We start from the raw sequence: 22,412 nt of genomic DNA, 5'->3' as shown, positions 1-22,412 counted from the left end.
CGCTGTGACAGCGCGATGACGTGACGTGCGCCACAGCCGGTCGGATGTCACAAAATGGCCTCGTCCGGTGTCTGGTGGGTGACCGACGAAAAGGAGTCGCATGTCCGACGCTGCCACCGAAGCGTTTCTGACCCACCGCAACCTGCTCTTCACCGCGGCCTACGAACTGCTGGGCTCGGCCGCGGACGCAGAGGACGTTTTGCAGGAGACGTGGCTGCGCTGGGTGGACGTCGATCTCGACACGGTCCGCGATCAGCGCGCCTACCTGGTGCGGATCGCCACCCGCCAGGCGCTCGGCCGGCTGCGCACACTCGGCCGTCGCAAGGAGTCCTACGTCGGACCGTGGCTGCCCGAGCCGCTGCTGACCACGCCCGACGTTGCCGAAAACGTCGCGCTGGCCGACAGCGTTTCGATGGCGATGCTGCTCGTGCTGGAGACACTGACGCCCACCGAGCGGGCGGTGTTCCTGCTGCGCGAGGTGTTCGAGCTGGAGTACGACGAGATCGCCGAGGCCGTCGACAAGAGCCCGGCCGCGGTGCGTCAGATCGCCCACCGGGCGCGGTCGCACGTCACCGCTCGCCGTCCGCGCGGTGTCGTCTCGGCCGCGGAGACAAAGGATGCGCTCGGCGCGTTTCAGCGGGCGATCGAAACCGGCGATCTACAGAGCCTCGTCGATGTGCTGGCGCCCGATGTCGTGATGCTGAGTGACGGCGGCGGGGTGAAGCAAGCGCTGCAGCGGCCGATCTCGGGTGCGCATCGGGTGGCTCGTCTGCTGGGGCTGGGCCTACCCAGGCTCGAGGGCCAGGTCTCGGTGGAACCGGTGCAGATAAACGGCGGCCCGGCGTTGATCATCAGGATCGACGACGAGATCGACAGCGTGGTGGCCGCGCGTTTCGACGACGGCCGGATCACCGGGCTTTACATCGTGCGCAATCCTGAGAAGCTGTCGCACGTTGAGCGCGCGACGAGGCTGACTACCAGTTCGTCAGGATGAAGTGGTTGAGCAGCAGCGCGCCGGCGACGTTGAGCGCCAGCCACCAGCGTTGTGACCGCGGCGGCAGCAATGCCCCGGCCGCGACGAGCCACACCGTAAACGGCAGCCAAATACGTTCTGTCTCAGCCTTACTCAGCATCGAAAGGTCTGCTGCCACGATAGCCAGCAGCGCGCTGAGCACGACGAGATGCAATCCGGACCGCCGCTTGATCGCGGTGATGTCGAACACCCGGCCGATTCCGGCGACGCTGCCGAGTCCGATCGCACACACCACCGATGCGAAGTTCGCCCACGACCAGTACTGGAACGGCCGGTCGTTCGCGATGCCCTGCCAGTAGCGATCCTGCACCAGCGTGTAACCGTCGAACCACCAAAACCCTGCGACCACGAACACGACAACGACCGCGAGCGCGGCCAGCACAGCAGGAGCCAGCGCGCCAAGGGCCGCCCGCCAACTCACGGCCGCGAGCAGCACGGCCACCGCGGGCAGCGCCATCAGCGCCAGGCCGTAGTTCAGGAAGATGCCCCAGCCGAGCAGCAGTCCGGCGCCCGCGCCGGCCAGCGCCGGCCAGCGCACGGTGCGCCGGGCGGCCAGCGTCAACAGCGCGATGCCCCAGCCGGCCACGCCTGCGAAGTAACCGTCGGCGGAAACGGCGATCCAGATGGCCGTCGGCGCAACCGCGACGAACGGCGCCGCCAATCGCGCCGTCCCCTCGTCCGTCAACGCGCGGATCGCCACCACGATCGCGGCCGCCGCGCTGGAGCCGACGAGCAGGCACAGCAGTCCGGCCCACGCCCCGCCGCCCAACCCGATCCGGTCGAGCCAGACGAACGTCAGCAGTGCCCCCGGTGGATGACCCGAAACATGCGTGATCCACGAATTAGGTTGGAAATCAGGGATTCTGCTCGCGAACGTCCGCACCGCGTTCGGAATGTCGGTGACGGTGGGCACCTGGCGCAGATACTCGTGTTGCGCGGCGAGGCGGTGCGCGAAGCCCCGGTACCAACCGTCGATCATGGCCAGCGAAAACGCCCATGCGCAGGACGTCGCCCAGGTGACCCAGGGCAGCGCACGCCACGGCAGCCGCTGCGCAATTGTTTGTCCCCACAGCACCGCGGCGATGCCGATCACGATCGCAGGCCCGGTGCCCCAGCCGACGTGCGCGTTCCACCAGCCGAAGATCGGCGCGGTGTCGGCGAAGCTGTAGAGCCGTGCGGCAGATGCGTTGATCAGCGGGGTGACAAGCCCCAGATGCAGGTGCGGCACCACGAAAGCGGCGACGACGAGGACGACGCCGACGGCGACCGCCACCGCCTCCCTGCGTCCGATCCGCACGCCGCCAGCCTATTGCGCGGCCGCTCTGACCCGTCTGACGAATCGGTGACGTCATGAGCGCGGTGCGACGGCGTAACGCCAGACCCGCGTTGCACCACTACGGGACCCGACGAAAGGAAACGCCCGATGCACCAACCGCTAACCCGCACCAACGCAGCGACGTGGCTGACCACTGCGGGCCAGCTCGTGAGTCGGTACGGGCTCGTGATCGTGCTGGCGTGGATCGGCTTCGGCAAGTACGCGAAAATGGAGGCCCGGGTGCTCATCGAGCACAGCCCGCTGATGTCGTGGATCTACGACCTTCTCAGCGTTCGCGCGGTTGCTGTCTCGTTGGGAACGGCCGAGATCGTCGCCGCGGTGCTGATCGCGCTTCGGCCGGTGTGGCCGCACGCCTCGGCCGTCGGCAGCGCGCTAGCGGTGGTGCTCTTCCTCGGGACCGTGAGCTTTCTGTTCACCACGCCGGGCTTGGTGGTCGCGCACTATGACGGCGTCCCGGTCCTCGGAGCGCAGCCTGGCCAATTCCTGCTCAAGGACCTGGTGCTCATCGGTGTGGCAATTTGGACTCTCGGCGACGCGCTGGGCGCCCGCCCTGATTCGATGAGCACGTGAATACGTTGTTCTGCAGCGTCGAGTTGGCGGCGCGCATCGAAGGGGCCGAAACCCAACTGATCACCAGCGCGACCGAGGGCGCACGACAGCGCGTCGGCGCCTCGGCATTCGTCATGCCCGTCGCCGGCGGCGCGGCGTGCTACGTCGAGGACGGCTCGCCGCTGAACAAGATCGTCGGGCTCGGCTTCGGCGGCGTGCCCAGCGGTGAGGCGCTCGATCAGATCGAGCAGGCGTACGCGGCGCGCGCGACCCCGACGCAGGTCGAGCTGTCGAACCTGGCAGATCCCGCGATCGGCGCGGCGTTGACGAGCCGTGGCTATCACCTGGTCTCGTTCGAGAACGTGCTCGGCCGATCGTTGGACGGCGTGCAAGCTGCGCAGCCGCAGGGTGTCGAGGTGCGATTGAGTGATGACGTCGCCGCGTATATGGACGTCGTGGTCGACGGCTTTGCGCATCCCGACGAGCAGGGCGTGCCCTCGCACGAGGACTTCCCGCGAGAGGTCATCAGAAGGGCCATGGCGGACATGGAAAAGGCAGGCGTGACTTCGTATCTCGCGTTCCGCGACGGAGCAGTCGCGGGCGGCGGCAGTATGCGAATGTCCCAGGGCGTGGCACAGCTCACCGGTGCGGCGACTGCACCGGCGCATCGCCGCCGCGGGGTGCAGACCGCGCTGCTGGCGGCGCGGCTGACTGAGGCCGCACGTGCGGGTTGTGACATTGCCGTCGTCACCACTGCGCCGGGATCGAAATCGCAGCAGAACGTGCAGCGCCGCGGTTTTCACCTGCTCTACACGCGGGCGATCCTGGTCAAGGACTGATCCGTACCGGTCGGTCCATAATGGCGTAACCTGGACGCATGCCTCGCCCACGCACGTTTGATGAGAGTGATGTGATCGCCGCCGCCCGTGACGAGTTCTGGTCGCGCGGATATGCCGCGACGTCGATCGACGACCTCACGTCGGCAACGGGCCTAGGCAAAGGCAGCCTCTACGGGGCGTTCGGCGACAAGCACGGGCTGTATCTGCGTGCGCTCGACGACTACATCGGAACCTCGCTCGACAGCGTGCGCGGCCAGCTCCGCGATCCCACACACAGCGCTTACGACCGGCTGGTGCGCCACATCCGGGCACAGGCCAAAGCGATCGCCGCGGACAAGGTGCGCCGCGGCTGCATGATGGCCAAGAGCGCCGCAGAGCTGAGCGCCACCGACGACACTGTGGAGCGGGCGGTCGAAAACGCCTACGCGACATGGGCGGCCGAGCTCGCCGACTGCATCTCAGAAGCGCAGCGCGACGGGGCCATCGACAAGAAGCAAGACCCCCAGGCGCTCGCAACGACCGTGCTGGCGTTCATGCGAGGGCAGGAAGCACTGCACAAGGGTGGGGTGAAGCCGGCCCAGCTCAAGGCGTCGGCCGAGCAGATGATCGCGCTGCTCCCGAAATAACCCCCCCTGCCGCGAGCGACCGTGTCTGTCCGCCGACACGCCGGGACAGCGCGTACAAAAGCGGCCGCTCGCGGTGGGGCAGCACAACGCCTGGCGGAATAGAACTCACGGCGGGCGTGTCATAGTTCTTGACCGAATGGTCCAGAACTATCGAAAGGCACCGCGATGGCACTTCTCAAAGGCAAGACAGCGGTAATCACCGGGGGCACCACGGGCATCGGACTGGCCACCGCCAAGCGGTTCGTCGAGGAGGGTGCATACGTCTTCATCACCGGCCGCAGGCAAGCCGAACTCGAGGCGGCCGTCAAGGAACTCGGAGACTATGCCACCGGTGTGCAGGGCGATGTGAGCAAGCCGGAGGATCTCGACCGCCTCTACTCCGCGGTGGCCGAAAGCGGTCGCCGTCTCGACGTGGTGTTCGCCAACGCCGCGATCCTCGAGGCCGCGCGCATCGGTGAGATCACCGACGAGCAGCTCGACTACCAGCTCGGTGTCGACTTCAAAGGCGTGGTCTTCACGGTGCAAAAGTCGCTTCCGCTGCTCAATGACGGTGGTTCGGTAATCCTCAACGCGTCGAACGTCGCCGCACGGGGTGTAGACGGCCTTGGTGTGTACGCCGCGATCAAGGCAGCGATCCGATCGTTCGCCCGTACGTGGGCAAGCGAATTGCGTGACCGCAACATTCGGGTCAACGCCGTCAGCCCGGGCGCCACCGACACACCCGGCATCGACACCGTCGCCCGCATGGTGTTCCCCGGCCCCAACGCCGAGGAGGAGTTCGAGAACCTCCAGCGCAGTATCGTCCCGATGGGGCGCTACGGCACTCCCGAGGAGGTCGCCAACGCAGTGGTGTTTCTCGCGTCGGACCTGAGCAGCTTCACCACCGGCGCCGACATCCCTGTCGACGGCGGCATCAACCAGATCTAACGAACCGAACCGCCGAAACTGTATTCCAGCAGGTCTCTACTCGTACTTCCTCTGCTGGAATACCGTGTCGCGGGAGTCAGTACAGGACCTTGCGGACGGCCTCTTCGCTGTAGCGGGCCTCGAGCTCTTCCAGGCTCCAGTCGTACCGGATCGCCTTGGCCAACTGCGCGACGCTGGGCACGGCGGTCGGGTTCCACGTCGACGGATCCCAGGTGTCGGAACGCAGAAATGCCTTGGCGCAGTGGAAGAACACTTCTTCGACGTCGATCTCGAGCGCGAGGATCGGCCGCCTGTTCTTGACGATCATTGCGTCGAAATAGTCGGCGTCGGCCAGGATCCGCGCGGTCCCGTTGATCCGCAACGTGTCGCCCCGGCCGGGGATCAGAAACAGTGTGCCTACCCGCGGCTGCTGCAACAGGTTCAGATACCCGTCCGCACGCTTGTTGCCCGGCCGCTCGGGAATCGCGATCGTCGTGTCGTCGATGATGTGGACGAAGCCGGGTGGATCGCCCTTCGGGGACACGTCGACGCGGCCCTGCGCATCGGTCGTCGCGACGAATCCCAGCGGCGAGTGCGCGAGCCAATCTTGGTGGATCGGGGACAGCCGATCCTTCACCTTGTTCGCGACGTATTTGTCGGGCTCGCCGACGATTGCCCGCAGCTCCTCGACTGTCTTCACTTCCCGGCGCATTGCCTCATCATCCTCCTTGCGTTCACTTTGCGGTCGGTCACGTTTGTCACACTCCGCCGATGACCGACGTCGCGCAGACCCCGCAGACCACCTACGAGCACAGCCGCACCGGACTCTCCGCGGACGCGTTGCGCCGCGGCGTGGTCGACCACCTGCGCTACTCGGTCGGCCGTCCCGCGGCCGCGCTGAAGCCCGAGCACTACTACCGCGCCCTCGCGCTGGCCGTGCGCGACCGCATGCAGGACAACCGGGTCGCCTCGACGCAAACGTCACTCGACCTCGGCCGGAAGGTCACCTGCTACTTGTCGGCCGAATTCCTGATGGGGCCGCAACTGGGCAGCAACCTGATCAACCTCGGCATCGAAGGCGCGGCCCGCGAGGCATTGTCGACGCTCGGCCAGGACCTCGACGAGGTGCTGGGCTGCGAGGAGGAACCGGGCCTTGGCAACGGTGGCCTCGGTCGGCTGGCCGCGTGCTATCTCGACTCGCTCGCCACACTCGAACGGCCCGCCATCGGCTACGGCATCCGCTATGAGTTCGGCATCTTCGACCAGGAGATCCACGACGGCTGGCAAGTCGAGAAGACCGACAACTGGCTGGACAACGGAAACCCATGGGAGATCGCCAAGCCGGACGTGAACTACCTCGTGAAGTGGGGCGGCTACGCCGAGCACTATGCCGACGAAGCCGGCCACGATCGCGTTCGGTGGGTGCCGGGTCGGGTGCTGAAGGGCGTCGCCTATGACACCCCGATCCAGGGTTACGGCGTGAACACCTGCAACGTGCTGACGCTGTGGAGCGCGCGTGCGGTGAAGTCGTTTGCGCTGGAGGCGTTCAACACCGGCGACTACTACAAGGCCGTCGAGGACGAGGTCACTTCCGAGACCGTCACCAAGGTGCTCTACCCCAACGATGAGGTCGAGGCGGGCAAGCACCTGCGACTGCTGCAGCAGTACTTCTTCGTGTCGTGCTCGCTGCAGCACGTGCTGCACATCATGGATGATTTAGCCGACGCCTCGCTGAATGACCTACCTCAGCGATTTGCATTGCAGCTCAACGACACTCACCCCTCCATCGGCGTTGCCGAGCTGATGCGGCTACTGGTCGACGAACGGCATATCGACTGGGACGAGGCATGGGAGATCACCGTCGCGACGTTCGGCTACACCAACCACACCCTGCTTCCCGAGGCGCTGGAGACGTGGCCACTGGCAATGTTCGCCGACGCGCTGCCACGGCACCTCGAGATCATCTACGAGATCAATCGACGATTCCTCGACGAGGTGCGCGCGAAGTTCCCCGGCGATGACGCGCGGTTGCGGCGAATGTCGCTGATCGGCGAGGACAACGGCAAGAGCGTAAGGATGGCGCACTTGGCCACCGTCGGCAGTCACGCGATCAACGGGGTCGCCGCGCTGCACTCCGAGCTTCTCAAACAGAGCGTGCTCAAAGACTTCTACGAACTGTGGCCAGAGCGGTTCTCCAACAAGACAAACGGTGTCACGCCACGCCGCTTCCTCGCGCTGTCCAACCCCGGCTTGCGGGAGTTGCTCGACGACACCATCGGCGACGGCTGGCTCACGGACCTGACGAAGCTGCGCGGGCTGGAGGCCTTCGCGGACGACGCCGCGTTCGGCGACCGGTGGCTCGCAGTCAAGCGGGCCAACAAGTCGCGGCTGGCCGACTTCGTGAAGGCGACCACAGGCGTGGAACTGAATCCCGAGTGGCTCTTCGACATTCAGGTGAAGCGGATCCACGAATACAAGCGCCAGCACCTCAACGTGCTCAACATCGTCACCCAGTACCACCGGCTCAAGGAGAACCCGCGCCTGGAGATGCCGCCGCGTGCTTTCATCTTCGGTGGTAAAGCCGCGCCCGGCTACTTCCTGGCCAAGCGAATCATCAAGCTGATCAACGCCGTTGGTGAGGCGGTGAACAATGATCCGGACGTCAACCGGTTCCTCAAGGTCGCCTTCGTTCCGAACTTCAACGTCCAGAACGCACACCTGATCTACCCGGCCGCCGATCTGTCCGAGCAGATTTCGACTGCGGGCAAGGAGGCGTCCGGCACGGGCAACATGAAGTTCATGCTCAGCGGCGCGCTCACCATCGGCACGCTCGACGGCGCCAACGTCGAGATTCGTGAAGAGGCCGGCGCCGAGAACTTCTTCCTGTTCGGGCTGACCGTCGACGAGGTCGAGCGGATCAAGCGCGACGGCTACCGGCCGTCGGACTACGTCAACGGAAACGCCGAGCTGGCCGCCGTGCTCGATCTGATCGCAGGCGGCACCTTCTCGCACGGCGACACCGAGGTGTTCCGTCCGCTCGTCGACAATCTGCGCTACGCCGATCCGTTCCTCGTGCTCGCCGACTACGCGTCGTACGTGGAGAGCCAGGGCCGGGTGAGTGCGGCGTGGCGCGACCCTGCCGCGTGGGTGCGGATGTCGATCCTCAACACCGCCCGCAGCGGCAAGTTCTCGTCGGACCGGGCCATCGCGGAGTACTGCGATGACATCTGGAACGTCTTGCCGGTGACCGTTTCGCGGCCTACGTCATAGCGGCGCACACGTGGGCGTCAAGCCGGAGAAGTGCACCGCGGGCATGCCGTCGACTGTGACGAAATCCGTTCCGGGAGACCAGGTTATGCCCGGGTGTATCCAGGGTGGAACGCCGTGGGGATAGGCGATCGTCAGGTCGGAGTAGAACTGGACGTTCGTCGGGCACGCGGGACTCGTTGACGCTGAGGCGTTCCACGCGTGCACGACGATCGGGTTGAACAGGCGGGTGCCTTGCGCGCAGTTGGGCTTGCACTCGACGGAGCTGTCGGTACCGGTTCCGCGTGCGCCGTCGGGTCCCCACGCACTCCAGGTCATGTTCTGCATGACGCCGGTGGTGTCGCAGTTGTAGGCGAATGAGTTCGGCCGTTGCAAAAGAGGCTGACTCGGGTCGTAGCATTTGCCGATCGCGAAAACGACGTCGCCCTGCTCGGCTGGGTCCGCCACAGCTACGGGCGATGCTCCGAACAGCGCGACGGTACATGCGGCAGTAACGAATGCGCGGATCACGCCCGGATGCTAGCTCAGTCGTGTGACGGGCACGTCACGTCGACGAACTGGGTGGAGGTTTGCCGCCGCGTCAGCCGAAACGTGCGGCGAGTTCGCGCCGGTCGACCTTCCCGATGCCGCGGCGGGGGAGTTCGTCGACGACGTGGATCTCGCGTGGCGCCGCCGTCGACGGCAACGTCGCCGCGACGTGCGTGCGCAGCTCAACCAATGTTGGTGCCGCAGAACCCGGTGCGACGACCACGGCCGCCACCACGCGCTGACCCAACCGCTCGTCGGCGACCCCGAACACCGCGGACTCCGCCACCGCGGGATGCGTGGCCAACGCCGCTTCCACCAACTGCGGAAGTACTGTCAACCCACCGGTGCCGATTGCGTCGTCGACCCGCCCCAGCACCCGCAATACACCCGAATCATCAAGTGTGCCAATGTCATCGGTACGAAACCAGCCGGGCTCGGCGAACGGGTCGGGGTCTACCAGATTGCGGTAACCCTTCGCCAGCGTCGCCCCGCCCAGCACGACTCTGCCCTCATCGATGCGAACCCGAACCCCGTCGAGCGGAACACCGTCGTACACGCAACCGCCGGCCGTCTCACTCATCCCGTAGGTCCGCACCACCGAAACACCTGCCGCCGCTGCTTTTTCGGCAATGCCGTGCGGCATCGGGCCGCCGCCGATCAGCACCGCGTCCAGCGCCGCAAGCGCTGCAGCTGCGCCACTGTCACGCAGCGCCTTGTCCAACTGCGCAGCCACCAACGACGCATACTTGCGACCCGGTCCCAATGTCGCCACGGCGGAGGCCAATTCGGCGGCATCAAAACCGGCGGACACCGCGACCGGTGTCGTACCCGCGACGACGCTCCGCACCAGCACCTGCAGACCCGCGACGTGATACGCCGGCAGCGCCAGCAGCCACGCGCCGGGACCGCCCAGTCTGCGGTGTGTGGCGTCGGCGCTGGCCGTCAACGCCGATGCGGTCAGCATCGCCCCTTTGGGAACGCCCGTCGTCCCGGAGGTCGAAACCACGACAGCGACGTCGTCGTCGATCGGCTGGTCGGCGCGCAAAGACGTTGTCAGCAGCGAGGTTTGGCGTTCGTCGTCGGCCGGTACCGGAAGCACCGCCGCACGACCGCCAAGCGCCTCCTCCACTACCGGCAGCAGCGACAGCGCTGATCTGCCGGGTGAGACAGTGACGGCGCGCAGGACGGTTATTCGGACTCCCCGGGTTCACGCGGATCGTCCAGCGGCCAACCCTTGGCGGCCAGTCGATTTCGCACTCGGTCGATATCTTCGGGAGCGGGCAATCCGTCGGTGAGCTGGGTGATCAGCACCCCGATGTCGATGTCGTCGAACTCGCCGCGGTCCAGCAGTTCCTGCACGACGGTCTTCACCTCGTCGTCGGTGAGCCGCGGTTTCAGCAGTGCGAACAGCGGGACGCGATCCGGGCCCGGCACCCCTTCTGGATAGCCCGCGGTGATCCACGCGACGATCTTGGCGAGAAACTTGGTCACAGTGTCAGCTCAGCTCCCCACGGAGGACCCGGCGGCCTCGGCTCCATGTTGAAACGATCGTAGTGCCCAGCCTGGCCGCCGGCGCAGGCCAACAAGTCTGGGCTATCAGGTGAAGAATGGATGAACACCTCACCCGGCTCGGCAAAGTCGCAGGTCGACACGCTCAATTAGGGTCCTTCGGTACTAGGTGATTTCGCCGATCGCACCCCAGAATGAGCGTCATGACCGCAGAGACGATCATCCTGGTGCTTTTGATCGCAACGGCACTGGCATTCGACTTCACCAACGGATTCCACGACACCGGCAACGCCATGGCGACGTCGATTGCCACCGGTGCCCTCAAGCCGAAAACCGCCGTGTTGCTTGCCGGCGTGTTGAACCTCGTCGGCGCCTTCCTCTCCGTCGAGGTCGCGGTCACCGTCACCACGTCTGTGCTCAAGGTGCAAGACAGCAAGAGCGGGCACCTTCTCCCGAACATCACCCCATCCATGGGTTTGACGATCATCTTCGCCGGCTTGATCGGCGGCATCCTGTGGAACTTGCTCACCTGGTTGTTCGGCATTCCCTCGAGCTCGTCGCATGCGCTTTTCGGTGGTCTGATCGGCGCCGGACTCGCGGCACTGGGAACCGCGGGCGTGAACTGGAGCGGCATCACCTCGAAGGTGCTGATCCCGGCGGTCGCCGCACCGGTGATCGCCTGCCTCGTCGCCGCGTGCGGCACCTGGCTCGTGTACCGCATCACTCGCAAGGTCCTGGCGAAGCGCCGCGAAGAAGGCTTCCGCTGGGGCCAGATCGCGACCGCGTCGCTCGTCGCGCTGAGCCACGGCACCAACGACGCCCAGAAGACGATGGGCGTCATCGCGCTGGCGTTGATCACCACCGGCCACCTGACTGGCGACGTGAAGAAGGACGGCCTGCCGTTCTGGATCATCTTCAGTTGCGCGCTCGCCATCGGTCTCGGCACCTACATCGGTGGCTGGCGCGTAATCCGCACGCTCGGAAAGGGTCTCGTCGAGATCGAGTCCCCGCAGGGCCTCGCGGCCGAGGCGTCGTCGGCCGCGATCATCCTCAGCTCCAGCGCCGCGGGCATGGCGCTGTCCACCACTCACGTCGCGACGGGTTCGATCCTCGGCAGCGGCGTCGGCAAGCCGGGCGCAGAGGTGCGCTGGGCCGTGGCGGGCCGCATGGTGGTGGCCTGGCTGATCACGCTGCCCGCCGCCGCACTCGTCGGCGCGGTGTCGTACTGGATCTCGGAGGGAATCGAGGCGGTCACCGGTTCCGACCTCGCCGGCGACGGCGTGATCTTCCTCATCTTGGTGGCGCTGTCGGGCTACATGTACTGGCGCGCCCAGCAGCAGAAGGTCGACAGCAACAACGTCAACGCCGATTGGGACGACTCGACCAACTCTGTCGTCCCCGCCGAGGTCCGCGAGGCAACCAAGGCGACCAAAGACACGGCCGCGGTCTAGCGAACAGCCACGACGAAATAGGGAAGCGTTGATGCACTACATAGAAGCGATCTTGAAGGTTCTCGTGGTGGGTCTGATCCTCGGCGCCGGACTGCCAGCGGTTTTCGCGTCGGGCATGGTGGCGTTCTCGGCGGGTGCCGGGGGCGAACATCCAGACGGCACCGTCACAGCGCCTAACCCGGTGCTGAAGTATCTCGGGCTGCTGCTGTTTCTGCTCGTCGGATTGGTGGTCGTCGCCGCGCTGCTCTGGATCACCAGGGGCACGATCATCCACCACTTCGGCATTGATCCGTTCCCCGGCGTCAAGAAGGGCTGAAAGCACATGACCGAGAACCGCACTGTTCTTGACAACGTGCTCGGGTGGCTGCACGAGGGCTACCCCGAAGGTGTTCCGCAGAAGGACTACTTCCCGCTGCTGGCGCTGCTGAAGCGGTCGCTGACGGAGGAGGAGGTCGTCAAGGCGGCCCAATCCATCCTCAAGACAACCGATTCCGAGACGGTGACCGAAGACCAGATCCGCGATGCGGTGCACGCGGTGATCGAGAAGGAACCCAATCCGGAGGAGATCCACCAGGTCGCTGCTCGGCTGGCTTCCGTCGGGTGGCCGCTGGCGGCGTCTGCCAGCTGAACCTCGGGGTTCAGCCTCTGGTGTCGCGGCGCAGCGGGTGCGTTTCGGGCACCTGGACGAAGATCAGCAGCGTCCCGTCAGGATCGACGACGTGCATTTCGTGCAGTCCCCACGGTTCTTGCTTTGCCTCGCGGGTGATCTCGACGCCGCGACCCCGCAGCTGCTGCTCGGCGGCGTACACGTCGCGCACCTGAAGCCACATCGTGCCGCCCGCGCTCGGGGCGCCGTGGGCGGCGAGCTCGATCAGTGACTGGCCGGCGAAGAACACCGTGCCCGCGCCGTAGTCGCGAAAGATCGCCAGGCCGAGCTCGTCACGGTAGAACCGCAACGACCGCTCATAGTCGGCCGGCCGAATCAGCATCCGGCTGGCCAGGATCTCCATGGGTCCGTGTCTATCACGCCCGGTCAGCCGATCCGGCGCTCGACACCCTTCCAATAGGGTTCGCGCAGTGTGCGCTTGAGCAGCTTGCCACTCGGGGTGCGGGGCAGCACGTCGGCGAAGTCCACCGATTTGGGCAGTTTGAACCCCGCGAGCCGCTCGCGGGCATAGGCGATCAGCTCGGCCTCACTCGGCTTGGACCCAACCGCGGGCACAACGACCGCCTTGACCGCCTCGCCCCATTTCTCGTCGGGGACGCCGATGACCGCTACGTCAGCAACTGCGGCGTGCGTCATCAGCACGTTCTCCACTTCGGCGGGCGATACGTTTTCGCCGCCGGAGACGATCATGTCCTTCACCCGGTCCTGCAGATAGATGTAGCCGTCGTCATCGCGGTAGCCGGCGTCACCGGTCTTCAGCCAGCCGTCGGGGGTGACGGTCGCCGCTGTCGCATCGGGATTGTTCCAGTAGCCAAGCATGTTCTGGGGCGAGCGTGTCCACAGCTCCCCAACTGCGCCGTTCGGAACGTCGACGCCCTGCTTGTCGACAATACGAACATCCACCCACGCGTACGGCTTGCCGCACGAGCGCAGCAGGCCGGGCCGCCGCACTGGATCATGCTCGTCGAGTTGGGTGATGGAGCCCGTGGTCTCGGTCAATCCGTACACTTGCAGGAACTCGCAGCCAAACCGCTTGAGTCCCTTGACCAGAACGTCGTCGGTGATCGGCGAGGCGCCGTAGACAATGGCCCGCACGCTGGAGAAGTCGGCGTCGCTGGGTGTCGTGAGCAGCATCTGGATCACCGCGGGTACCAGCAGCATGTTGGTGATCCGGTGCCGCCCAACGGCATCGAGAATCGCGGACGGGTCGACGTCGCGCAGCACCACAGTGGTGCAGCCCTCGGCGAACCCGACCAACGCCCAACCCGAGCCCGCCATGTGGAACATCGGCATCACGGCAAGGCTCACACTCTCGACGTCGAACCGCCACTTCTCCGCGATTCCGGTGGCCTTGCTGAAGTAGTTGTTGTTGGTCAGCATCACGCCCTTGGGCGGGCCGGTGGTGCCCGAGGTGTACATCAGAAACGCGAGGTCATCGGATTTCGTTGTGACGCCAGGGTCTTCGGCCGGTTGGGCGGTCACCCAGTCGGCGAAGCCCGGCCAGCGGGCGTGATCGCCGATGGCCACGATGGAAGCCGTGAGCAGGTCTTCGATCGCTTCGACCCGATCGAAGAACTCCGAGCCGACGACCACCACCTTCGCCTGTGCGTCGGCGACGATGTGCAACATCTCCTGCGCGGTCAGTCGCCAGTTCACCGGGACACCGACGGCTCCGAGTTTGGCAAGGCCGCAGACGACTTCGAAGAATTCCGCGCCGTTCTTCTCGATGAACGCAACCCGGTCGCCAAACCCCACCCCGGCAGTTGAAAACGCCTGTGCCGCTTGGCTGGAGCGGGCGTCGAGCTCGGCGAACGTGATCGCCTGATCGCCGACCACGAGCGCGATGGCGTCGGCCCGGTCGGCCGCGTGCACCCGCACGAGCTCGGCGATCGTGACGATGTCGGGGTGCGGCATGGTCAGTCTTTGGGCTGAACCCGCTGGCGCTTCATGATCGCGTCAACGGCGTTGGGCGCGAAGCTGTTCACGGCATGAGCCGTGACGGCCATTCGGGGTGCAATGCGCACGGGGCGGGTGCGCGCCGCGGTGATCATCCAATCGGCGGCTTCGGCGGCGGTCAACCCTGGCAGCCCGTCGTAGGCGCGGGTGGGTTCGATCATCGGCGTCTTCACCAACGGGTAGTACAGCAGCGTCGAATGCACGCCCTTGTCCGCCCATTCGGTTTCGATGACTCGGCTGACGGCCGACAGTGCCGCCTTCGAGGCGTTGTAGACGCCGAACAACGGCGACGACTCGCTCAACACGCCCCACGTCGAAACGTTGATGATGTGCCCGTCGCCGCGCTCGATCATGCCGGGCGCGATGCCTCGGATCAGCCGCAGCGGCGAGTAGTAGTTCAGCGTCATCGTCCGCTCGACGTCGTGCCACCGGTCCAGTGACTCGGCGAGCGGCCTGCGGATCGACCGGCCTGCGTTGTTGATCAGGATGTCCACGCCGCCGAGGTCCTGCTCGACCTTGGCGACCAGTTCGTCGACGGCGTCGAGATCGGACAGGTCCACCGCGTACGCCTTCGCATCGCCGCCTGCCTGCGTGATGCGCTCTACGAGGGCGTCGAGCAGTTCCTGCCTGCGCGCGGCGACAACGACCCGCGCTCCGCGGCGGGCGAACTTCTCAGCCGCGGCTTCGCCGATGCCCGAGGATGCCCCGGTCAGCAGCACGCGTTTGCCTTCCAGGTCAACGGGGTCGCGCCGGCGGCGCAGCGCTTGTTCGGTCAGCGCAGGCCGCATGCTGGTCAGCAGCAGGGTCTCGGACAGCCTGCGCAGCGGGCTCTTGCTCACAGCTCATGAGTTTAGGTGGTCTAGTTTTTGATGAGTTTTCCGAGCCGACGCGGTCGTATTGGATATGACGATCAACGGCAAGCTCGACACCAGGTTCAGTGAGGCGACAGAGCCGGTTGACTGGCAGCAGGTCAGCGGCACCATGGCCGGCGCCGAGTTGTACTGGCTGACCACTGTCCGCGCGGACGGCCGCCCGCACACCACGCCGTTGGTGGGCGCGTGGGTGGATAACCAACAAGGGCCGGCGTTCGTGTTCTGCACAGGGCCCGAGGAACAGAAGGCCCGCAATTTGGCGCACGGTACCGCCGTCACGGTCACCACAGGGGTGAACACGTGGAACGACGGGCTGGACGTCGTCGTCGAGGGCAACGCGGAACGGTTGACCGGCCTCGATATCTTGTCGCCGTTGGCCGACGCGATTCGCGAAAAGTACAGCGGTGATTGGGATTACACGCCCGACGACGACGGCTTCGGGCACACCGACAGCAGCGGTGAGCGCCACATCGCCCACGTGTTCCGGGTGCTTCCGGCCAAGGTGCTGGCATTCACGAAGTCGCCGCACGGCCAGACCCGATTCCGACCCACTGGATAGTCACGCCCTGGCGCGGTCTCCGATGCGGGGCGTCTGCTCGATTGACGGGAGTGCCAGCAGCGCGATGAGGGGGACGACGCTGAAAAGCAGGCCAAGAGTTGCCCACAGTCGGTCGTTGCGGTTCTTTCTCATCGCGATCTCCGAACAGCCGTATGCGGCCAAGATCCCGAGCATGCCGATCAGCGCGAGCAGCGGATGCGAAATGATCAACTCGATCAACTTCGAGGTCTGAAAGAACTCGCGGGAATTGTCGGCTAGCAGGTGTTCGTGGGCCATGAGTCGTCCTTTGTCAGGGTCGCAGTTTGTCGGGCTTCTCAGGTAGGTGCATCAACGCGGCGTGACGGGGACACTTTTCTGGGCCACGGCGGACGGGCCGGCGGGGACGCCCGGTGGTGATCCCCGCCGGCCCGGGCCGGCGCGACTCGTCTGCCGGAGGTCAGAACGACTGACCCAGCGCGAGTACCGTCCGGGCGCCTGCCAGCTTCACCAGCAGATCGCGCTGGCGAATAGCGAAGTCCGGAACGGGGCGGCCTGCGGCCAACTTGCGGTGCAGCAGCCCCAACTTGGCGGCGGAGTGCTGTACGTCGACCATCGCGCGTTTGCCTTGCTTGCCACTGATGGACGCGGCCCAGCGCCGGGCTGCCCGGCGACCCTTGAACGTCGTCAGGGCGGGCAGTTCGGTGTGCGCGAACCATCCACGGTTGGCATAGCCCTGCAGGTGCGCTCCAATGCTGCGGAGCTCGCGTCGACGGATCCGGCTGACGATGACGATCATCGCGATGAAGACCGCCGCCGAAACCCCGAGGAACACGAGGAGCCCCTCCGGTGAGGGATTCGAGAACAGCACGTAGTCCCACACCGAGTGCAAGGCCATCGCGACGGCCAGCCCGACGACAGGAGCGATGATCCGCACCGCACGCTTGGCGCTGGCGACTGCGATTCCGAGCCCGATGCCGAACATGACGGTGAACAGCGGATGCGAGAACGGCAGAATCACGCCGCGCATCACGAAATTCAGCAGCACATCGCCGGTGTGGTACTGGCCGGGCACGATCTCGGCAGTGGGGTCGGCGAGCAGACCGACTGTGTAGGCCTTGACGTAGTAGCCGATGTTTTCGGTGAAGGCGAAGCCGGTGGCGACAAAGCCGCCGTAGACGATGCCGTCGATGACCCCGTCGAATTCTGAACGCGCGAACCACACGAGGGCCACCAGGATGAATCCCTTGGCGACTTCTTCGACGGTTCCTGCGCTCAACCAGAGCGGGCCGCCCACGAACGTCTCGACCAGCACGCTGACGATGGCGGCGGTGGTGGCACCCCAGATGAACGCGACCAGTAGCAGTCGGGCGGGTTCGGGTTCGGCGCGGTCGATCCACCGGAACGCCGCCAGGACGACGGGGACAGGCACAATCGCCAGACCGAGTGACAGCGCCAACCCTGCTGCAGTTGCCGACATTCCCATCATGAGCATCCCGGCCAGCCAGGCCACCGAGCTGATACCCAGAGTGATCCAGGTGGTCACCCGCAGTGCCCGTCGGGGCCGTGCCGTTCGGGCGGCTACTGAGGGCAGTGGTTGTACGACGGGCGCCTGCTGTTTCGGGCGCTCGAGGACGACGGTCATGTTGACTCCTTGAGGTGTGTCGACGCTCCCGTTGAGCGTCATTCACAGACTTGGAGCAACGGCAGGCCCGCGCGGTGACACTTTTCTGTCAAGCGATTTCGAAAAGGATGGGAATCGTCCACTGTCCAGACACCGATGACACGCCCCGGGCAAAGGCGTGTCATGGGTCTGACTTCGTGAAAAAGTCTGTGCACGAAGGGTTCTGGTCAGTCTGTCGGCAGTTCGTTTGCCCTGCGCTCAACGGCTTCGGCAAGCCGGGAGATTCGCCCGCGAAGCAGAAACCAGTTGACAACGATGACTGCCGCGCCCAGCCCGAGAAATCCAGCGACGATTGCGTGATCCAGCGACGGATGGTGCAAGGCGCGTGCCACCCCGAAGACACCCAGCAGCGGGACCATTACCGGTGCTTGTCGGTTGAGTCTGCGGCTACGTGCGAGCCAACCGCGCCAGGTATCGAGGTCGACGCGCGTCGGCAATTCACCCGAACGCAACGCCCCCGCGTAGACGAGGTACTGCTCTATCGAGCCGAAGTTTCGGCGCGCAAGGCGCTCGCCCACGATCGCCGAAATCAGCATCACCACGGTCACATAACCCGCCATGGCGATCCCGAAGACCGAGATCTTGCCCCCCGCGACGCTGTAGTACAGCGAAGAAAGCGCTATGCCTGCCGCGAGGCCGAAAACCCCGGTCGCCGTGATGCGCGCGCTTGCGGGCATCCGGTACCAGAATGTCGATGTCATCATCACCGCTCCTGTGTTCTGAGGCGGCCGTGAGCCGCCCGGCCATTCATGCCGTTGGTGCGACCCAGTGGGGCCGCACAGGTATGAGTGGCGAACGGTCGATTTGGTGACCAGTTTTTGGGGTGGTATTCGGCGCCGGCTCAGCCGACGGGGCCGTCACCGCTGCCGCCGAAGTCCGGCTGTAGAGGTTCCAGACTCGTGGGAGGCGTACGAATGTTCCTCCCGCCCGGTGACGGTGTGATCGTGCTGCCGCCGCTTGGCGGATTCGGCTGAATCGCCTCGGTGGGCGCAGTGGGTGTGAGCGTCGGAATCTCTTGTGGGGTCTGGGTATTCACCGGCGGAGGAGTAAAGACCTTGCTTGTCCGCGTGGTCGGGCCGACGCTTGGCGAGGCACCGGCGCCAGTCGGCTGCGGCGGCGCCGTCACGGTGGCCGGGGCCTCGTACGTGATCGTCGGGTCGTGCTCGACGACTCGGGCCGGAGGGGGGCCGGATTCGGTCGGGGGAGCCGCGATCGACACGGCAGGAAGAGTCGTCGGCGGGGTCACCCGCCGAGCAATCGTGCTCGGAGACACCGACGACTGGATCACGTTCGCGGGATTCACGGATGTCTCATGGTTGTGCTGCACCGCGATGGCCACCGCGGGAACTGCGATCAGCCCGGCTATCAGCCCGGCGCCCGCCACAGCCCGCCGGGTGAACCGACTGCCTCTGCTCTCACCGTCACCGGAGGCGCTTCGGGTGGCGAGCGTGTGCATGACGACAGTGGGCTCGCTGGCGATCGTGCGCATGACGACCGTGGCTTCGGCGCCGGTGTGCTGTGGCGTGGGGGCCGGACCGGACGAAGAAACCAGTCTGATGCTGTCCAACGTGCGGTGACGCAACGCGGCGGGCGCCGAGATCAGCAGCGGGGCCGAGCCGAGTAGCGCGGTGGGATTGACCATTCGGCGCCGCAGGTCATCACAAGTCGGACAGGACTCGATGTGGCGGGAGATGCGCTTGCGCATGAGCACGGTGAACTTGCCGTCCCAGCCGTCGAGAATCTCGGCGAGCCCGGGGCACGCGTTGACGTTGTTGCGGGCCGCCCGCGACACCAGCAGCGCCCCCAGCGAGCGTTCGATGGTCTCGCGCAGCCGCTGAGCCATCTTCTTGGCGTTCGATGCGCTGACGCCCAGAGCTTCCGCGAGATCGGCGCCTTCCAGGCCCTTGCGGTAGGCCAGCTCATAGACCGCGCGGTCACGTTCGGACAAGCCGCCCGCCGCGGCGGCGATCAGTTCGGCCAACTCGTTGCGCCGCGTGAGCGTGGCCGGGCCGGGCCCGGTGTCCAACTCCTCGGGGAGTTCGTCAACGGCCTGTTCCCGTTTGCGTCCGCGCAGGCAGCGCAGGGCTTCGTAGCGGGCTATCGAATACAGCCAGGGCCGCAGCTTGGCCGGTTCGCGCAGCTTCGAAAGGCTGTTGGCGGCAATACAAAATGCGTCGTGCACACAGTCTGCTGCCGCTTCCCGATTGCGCAGCATGCCGATGCAGAAGTCGTGCAGCGGATCGGCATAACGGTCGTAGATGGCCGCAAAGGCTGCGCGGTCGCCTGCGGCTGCGGCGTGGACCAGCTCAGCATCGCTGACGACGTGCCGACCGGGCACCGCTGCGGTCATGGCATCCCCCTGCCTACGACGCCAAATCCCCGTGGTTGTGAGGATAGTTCGGTGAGGAAATGATTGAAATTGATCCGGCAAACATCGTTGTAATTGCCTTCGGCGCGCGCGGTGATGGTCAGCCCGCCAGCACGTTCGGCAGATGCCGGGCCGGCAGCGTGCCCCGCCCCAGCACCGTCGGTTGCTGAGGAGCGGGGACCACGATCGAATGGCCCGAAGGCGCAGGCGGCGCGCCGAGGTTGGCCGAGGCGAATACCAACGCGCTGGCAACTATGGCCAGTCCGGCGCCGACCTTCGCGGTCGTCCTGGGCTTGAGGGCAGCGGTCATGTCTGCTTCTCCTGGTCTCGTCCGAGTCCTTTGGCCTCGGCTCACAGGTATGTGCAGCGGGACGCGCCACTGGTGACACTTTTTTCCGAGTGATTTGTGTGCGTCTAGGCGCGCTCAGCGCTCCTGAACGCACACAAATCGCTAGAAGTAGCGCGGGAACGGCGTCCAATCCGGGTCGCGCTTCTGCAGGAATGCGTCGCGGCCCTCGACTGCCTCGTCGGTCATGTACGCCAACCTTGTTGCCTCACCGGCGAACAGCTGCTGGCCGACCAGCCCGTCGTCGCTCAGATTGAACGCGTACTTGAGCATCCGGATCGCCTGCGGCGACTTGCCGTTGATTGCGGCCGCCCACTGTAGGCCGACCTTCTCCAGATCGACGTGGTCGACGACCTCGTTGACCGCGCCCATCGCATGCATCTGCTCGGCGGTGTAAGGCCTGCCGAGGAAGAAGATCTCGCGCGCGAATTTCTGGCCCACCTGTTTCGCCAAATACGCACTGCCGTAACCGCCGTCGAAGCTGCCGACGTCGGGGTCGGTCTGCTTGAACCGGGCGTGCTCGCGACTGGCCAGGGTCAGGTCGCACGTCACGTGCAGGCTGTGCCCGCCGCCGGCCGCCCAGCCGTTGACAAGGCAGATCACCACCTTCGGCATGAACCGGATCAACCGCTGCACCTCGAGGATGTGGAGTCGGCCGGCGCGTGCGGGGTCGACCGTCTCGGCCGTGTCACCTGAGGCGTACTGGTAGCCGCTGCGGCCACGGATGCGCTGATCGCCACCGGAGCAGAACGCCCAGCCGCCGTCTTTGGGTGCGGGCCCGTTGCCGGTCAACAGGATGACGCCGACCTCGGGCCACATCCGGGCGTGGTCGAGCACACGGTACAACTCGTCGACGGTGTGTGGCCGAAACGCGTTGCGTACCTCCGGCCTGTCGAAAGCGACGCGCACCGTCGGCTGCGGCTTCCCGTCGAGCACATGCCGGTGATACGTGATGTCCGTCAGCTCGAAACCCTCGACGGGCTGCCACATCGACGCGTCAAAAGGGTTGTCGCTCATGCGTTCACCGGATCCAGCCGGAACACCGGGCAACGGCCCGCCAACGCCTCGAACTCGTCGGGATTGGGTCCGGTCACCAGACCCGCGTTCTTGATGAAGCCGACGCCCGTCGGCACCTTGATCGGAAACTCCCGCAGCAGCGGCTGCACCCCGATCAGCACCTTGTTCACGTACTTCAACCACCAGGGCGGTCGGATGCGCTCACCGTTGGACATGCCCGTAACGCTACTCAAGCCGTCACACCGTGGTCGGCCAGCGCTTTGCGCAGGCCCTCGGGCCGTTCGACGGTCGGCAGCGGGTCGACGAGGCTGAATCCGCAGCCGATCGCGCGGGCGCCGCCGTCTGCCTCGTCGCTGTCACCGACCATTACGGCGTCGGTGGCCTCGACACCGAGCCGTGACAGCGCGGTCTCGAAGATCGCTGCGTCCGGCTTGATGACGCCGACCTCATAGGACAGCACGAACTCGCCCACATAGTCGGCGACGCCAAGGGTCACGAACGCCGGGCGGACGTCGAACGCGATATTCGACACGACCGCGGTTTGGATGCCCTGCCGATGCAGACCCTCGAGCACCGCTGCGGTGTCGGGATAAGGCGTCCAAGAGGACGGATCGATCGCCCTGCCGTAGAGCGTCTCAGCATGGTGCTCGGCGAGCCCGGATTCGCGCAGCACGTGCAGGTACGCCTCGCGATGCAGGTGGGGAGCGAGGTCGCGGTTGACCCACGCGTGGTAGGCCTCGGGCGTCATGTCGACGTGCTGTCCAACCGGCGAGGTGAGCCGGCGCATCAGTTCGGCCTGCACGTGCCCGTCGACCTCACGCTCGTCCACCGTGATGCCCTCGAACCAGCTCTCGTCCTCTTCGAGGCGAAACAACGTGCCGGAATAGTCGAGCAGGACGGCGCGAACAGTCATTCGTCCCATG

General features: G+C 65.8%; 26 protein-coding genes. 10 read left to right on the top strand and 16 right to left on the bottom strand.

The features are described from left to right. Positions 1-100 precede the first annotated feature (100 nt). Positions 101-994: an RNA polymerase sigma-70 factor gene (locus GGC64_RS25880; RefSeq protein ID WP_192725445.1), complete on the top strand. Its 894-nt coding sequence runs from the start codon at positions 101-103 to the stop codon at positions 992-994. Here GGC64_RS25880 and GGC64_RS25875 read toward each other — a convergent pair. After that, positions 975-2,330 carry a hypothetical protein gene (locus tag GGC64_RS25875; RefSeq protein ID WP_192725444.1) on the bottom strand — a complete coding sequence of 452 codons (1,356 nt, stop codon included), beginning with the start codon at positions 2,328-2,330 and terminating at the stop codon, positions 975-977. The genes GGC64_RS25880 and GGC64_RS25875 overlap by 20 nt on opposite strands. 126 nt (positions 2,331-2,456) lie before the next feature. On the opposite strand from GGC64_RS25875, the gene GGC64_RS25870 reads away from it, so the two are divergent. The 4 genes from GGC64_RS25870 to GGC64_RS25855 all read left to right on the top strand — a co-directional run bounded on the left by GGC64_RS25870 (position 2,457) and on the right by GGC64_RS25855 (position 5,310). Continuing rightward, the gene (locus GGC64_RS25870) at positions 2,457-2,939 is read left to right on the top strand and encodes a DUF417 family protein (protein ID WP_192725443.1); all 483 of its coding nucleotides are present in this window, start codon (positions 2,457-2,459) and stop codon (positions 2,937-2,939) included. Positions 2,940-2,944: 5 nt separating this feature from the next. After that, entirely contained in the window at positions 2,945-3,757 is an 813-nt protein-coding gene (locus GGC64_RS25865) for a GNAT family N-acetyltransferase (RefSeq protein WP_192725932.1), read from the top strand. A 38-nt stretch (positions 3,758-3,795) separates the two neighbouring features. Further along, positions 3,796-4,383 carry a TetR/AcrR family transcriptional regulator gene (locus GGC64_RS25860; protein WP_192725442.1) on the top strand — a complete coding sequence of 196 codons (588 nt, stop codon included), beginning with the start codon at positions 3,796-3,798 and terminating at the stop codon, positions 4,381-4,383. Positions 4,384-4,548: 165 nt separating this feature from the next. Continuing rightward, positions 4,549-5,310, top strand: a complete 762-nt coding sequence (locus tag GGC64_RS25855) for an SDR family NAD(P)-dependent oxidoreductase (RefSeq protein ID WP_192725441.1) — start codon at positions 4,549-4,551, stop codon at positions 5,308-5,310. A 76-nt stretch (positions 5,311-5,386) separates the two neighbouring features. On the opposite strand, the gene GGC64_RS25850 is transcribed toward GGC64_RS25855, so the two are convergent. Beyond that, entirely contained in the window at positions 5,387-6,001 is a 615-nt protein-coding gene (locus GGC64_RS25850) for a pyridoxamine 5'-phosphate oxidase family protein (RefSeq protein ID WP_192725440.1), read from the bottom strand. Positions 6,002-6,060: 59 nt separating this feature from the next. Between GGC64_RS25850 and GGC64_RS25845 the strand changes: the two genes are divergently transcribed. Then, positions 6,061-8,559, top strand: coding sequence for a glycogen/starch/alpha-glucan phosphorylase (locus GGC64_RS25845; RefSeq protein WP_192725439.1), 2,499 nt, complete (start codon positions 6,061-6,063; stop codon positions 8,557-8,559). On the opposite strand, the gene GGC64_RS25840 is transcribed toward GGC64_RS25845, so the two are convergent. From GGC64_RS25840 to GGC64_RS25830, 3 genes are all read right to left on the bottom strand, one after another. Then, positions 8,554-9,066 carry a hypothetical protein gene (locus tag GGC64_RS25840; RefSeq protein WP_192725438.1) on the bottom strand — a complete coding sequence of 171 codons (513 nt, stop codon included), beginning with the start codon at positions 9,064-9,066 and terminating at the stop codon, positions 8,554-8,556. The genes GGC64_RS25845 and GGC64_RS25840 overlap by 6 nt on opposite strands. Before the next feature lie 70 nt (positions 9,067-9,136). Further along, positions 9,137-10,222, bottom strand: a complete 1,086-nt coding sequence (gene menE, locus GGC64_RS25835) for an o-succinylbenzoate--CoA ligase (RefSeq protein ID WP_255528985.1) — start codon at positions 10,220-10,222, stop codon at positions 9,137-9,139. Positions 10,223-10,272: 50 nt separating this feature from the next. Then, on the bottom strand, positions 10,273-10,575 hold the full coding sequence (locus GGC64_RS25830; RefSeq protein ID WP_192725437.1) for a DUF3349 domain-containing protein: 303 nt from the start codon (positions 10,573-10,575) through the stop codon (positions 10,273-10,275). Between the two features lie 221 nt (positions 10,576-10,796). Between GGC64_RS25830 and GGC64_RS25825 the strand changes: the two genes are divergently transcribed. From GGC64_RS25825 to GGC64_RS25815, 3 genes are read left to right on the top strand one after another with little or no spacing between them, the layout of a single operon-like run. Further along, positions 10,797-12,044 (top strand): inorganic phosphate transporter, encoded by a 1,248-nt coding sequence (locus GGC64_RS25825; RefSeq protein ID WP_192725436.1) that lies wholly within the window; start codon positions 10,797-10,799, stop codon positions 12,042-12,044. 31 nt (positions 12,045-12,075) lie between these two features. Then, complete coding sequence (locus GGC64_RS25820; protein ID WP_192725435.1) at positions 12,076-12,360, top strand: hypothetical protein; 285 nt, start codon at positions 12,076-12,078, stop codon at positions 12,358-12,360. A 6-nt stretch (positions 12,361-12,366) separates the two neighbouring features. Beyond that, positions 12,367-12,672: a DUF3349 domain-containing protein gene (locus tag GGC64_RS25815; RefSeq protein ID WP_192725434.1), complete on the top strand. Its 306-nt coding sequence runs from the start codon at positions 12,367-12,369 to the stop codon at positions 12,670-12,672. A 10-nt stretch (positions 12,673-12,682) separates the two neighbouring features. On the opposite strand, the gene GGC64_RS25810 is transcribed toward GGC64_RS25815, so the two are convergent. The 3 genes from GGC64_RS25810 to GGC64_RS25800 are packed head-to-tail and all read right to left on the bottom strand — an operon-like array spanning position 12,683 to position 15,506. Continuing rightward, positions 12,683-13,054, bottom strand: a complete 372-nt coding sequence (locus GGC64_RS25810; RefSeq protein WP_192725433.1) for a VOC family protein — start codon at positions 13,052-13,054, stop codon at positions 12,683-12,685. 23 nt (positions 13,055-13,077) lie between these two features. After that, on the bottom strand, positions 13,078-14,625 hold the full coding sequence (locus tag GGC64_RS25805; RefSeq protein WP_192725432.1) for a long-chain-fatty-acid--CoA ligase: 1,548 nt from the start codon (positions 14,623-14,625) through the stop codon (positions 13,078-13,080). A 2-nt stretch (positions 14,626-14,627) separates the two neighbouring features. Further along, positions 14,628-15,506, bottom strand: coding sequence for an SDR family oxidoreductase (locus tag GGC64_RS25800; RefSeq protein WP_192725431.1), 879 nt, complete (start codon positions 15,504-15,506; stop codon positions 14,628-14,630). A 64-nt stretch (positions 15,507-15,570) separates the two neighbouring features. Here GGC64_RS25800 and GGC64_RS25795 point away from each other — a divergent pair, with 64 nt between their 5' ends. Continuing rightward, positions 15,571-16,098: a pyridoxamine 5'-phosphate oxidase family protein gene (locus GGC64_RS25795; protein WP_192725430.1), complete on the top strand. Its 528-nt coding sequence runs from the start codon at positions 15,571-15,573 to the stop codon at positions 16,096-16,098. On the opposite strand, the gene GGC64_RS25790 is transcribed toward GGC64_RS25795, so the two are convergent. From GGC64_RS25790 to GGC64_RS25755, 8 genes are all read right to left on the bottom strand, one after another. Further along, positions 16,099-16,374: a hypothetical protein gene (locus tag GGC64_RS25790; RefSeq protein WP_192725429.1), complete on the bottom strand. Its 276-nt coding sequence runs from the start codon at positions 16,372-16,374 to the stop codon at positions 16,099-16,101. A 160-nt stretch (positions 16,375-16,534) separates the two neighbouring features. Then, complete coding sequence (locus tag GGC64_RS25785) at positions 16,535-17,719, bottom strand: PrsW family intramembrane metalloprotease (RefSeq protein WP_192725428.1); 1,185 nt, start codon at positions 17,717-17,719, stop codon at positions 16,535-16,537. A gap of 206 nt (positions 17,720-17,925) precedes the next feature. Next, entirely contained in the window at positions 17,926-18,462 is a 537-nt protein-coding gene (locus tag GGC64_RS25780; protein ID WP_192725427.1) for a hypothetical protein, read from the bottom strand. 137 nt (positions 18,463-18,599) lie between these two features. Beyond that, a complete protein-coding gene (locus GGC64_RS25775) occupies positions 18,600-20,108 on the bottom strand; it encodes an RNA polymerase sigma factor (protein WP_192725426.1) in 1,509 nt (502 codons plus the stop codon). Between the two features lie 118 nt (positions 20,109-20,226). Beyond that, positions 20,227-20,436 carry a hypothetical protein gene (locus GGC64_RS25770; RefSeq protein WP_192725425.1) on the bottom strand — a complete coding sequence of 70 codons (210 nt, stop codon included), beginning with the start codon at positions 20,434-20,436 and terminating at the stop codon, positions 20,227-20,229. A 141-nt stretch (positions 20,437-20,577) separates the two neighbouring features. After that, positions 20,578-21,489, bottom strand: coding sequence for a 1,4-dihydroxy-2-naphthoyl-CoA synthase (locus tag GGC64_RS25765; protein ID WP_192725424.1), 912 nt, complete (start codon positions 21,487-21,489; stop codon positions 20,578-20,580). Further along, entirely contained in the window at positions 21,486-21,704 is a 219-nt protein-coding gene (locus GGC64_RS25760) for a hypothetical protein (protein WP_192725423.1), read from the bottom strand. The genes GGC64_RS25765 and GGC64_RS25760 overlap by 4 nt, the downstream gene beginning before the upstream one ends. 14 nt (positions 21,705-21,718) lie before the next feature. After that, complete coding sequence (locus GGC64_RS25755) at positions 21,719-22,411, bottom strand: HAD family hydrolase (protein WP_192725422.1); 693 nt, start codon at positions 22,409-22,411, stop codon at positions 21,719-21,721. Between the last annotated feature and the right edge of the window lies 1 nt (position 22,412).

Origin of the sequence: Mycobacterium sp. OAS707, from assembly GCF_014873705.1 — a bacterium.
GTDB lineage: Bacteria > Actinomycetota > Actinomycetes > Mycobacteriales > Mycobacteriaceae > Mycobacterium.
Note: the sequence above shows the minus strand (reverse complement) of the source record. Positions and strands in the feature narration are given on the sequence as shown.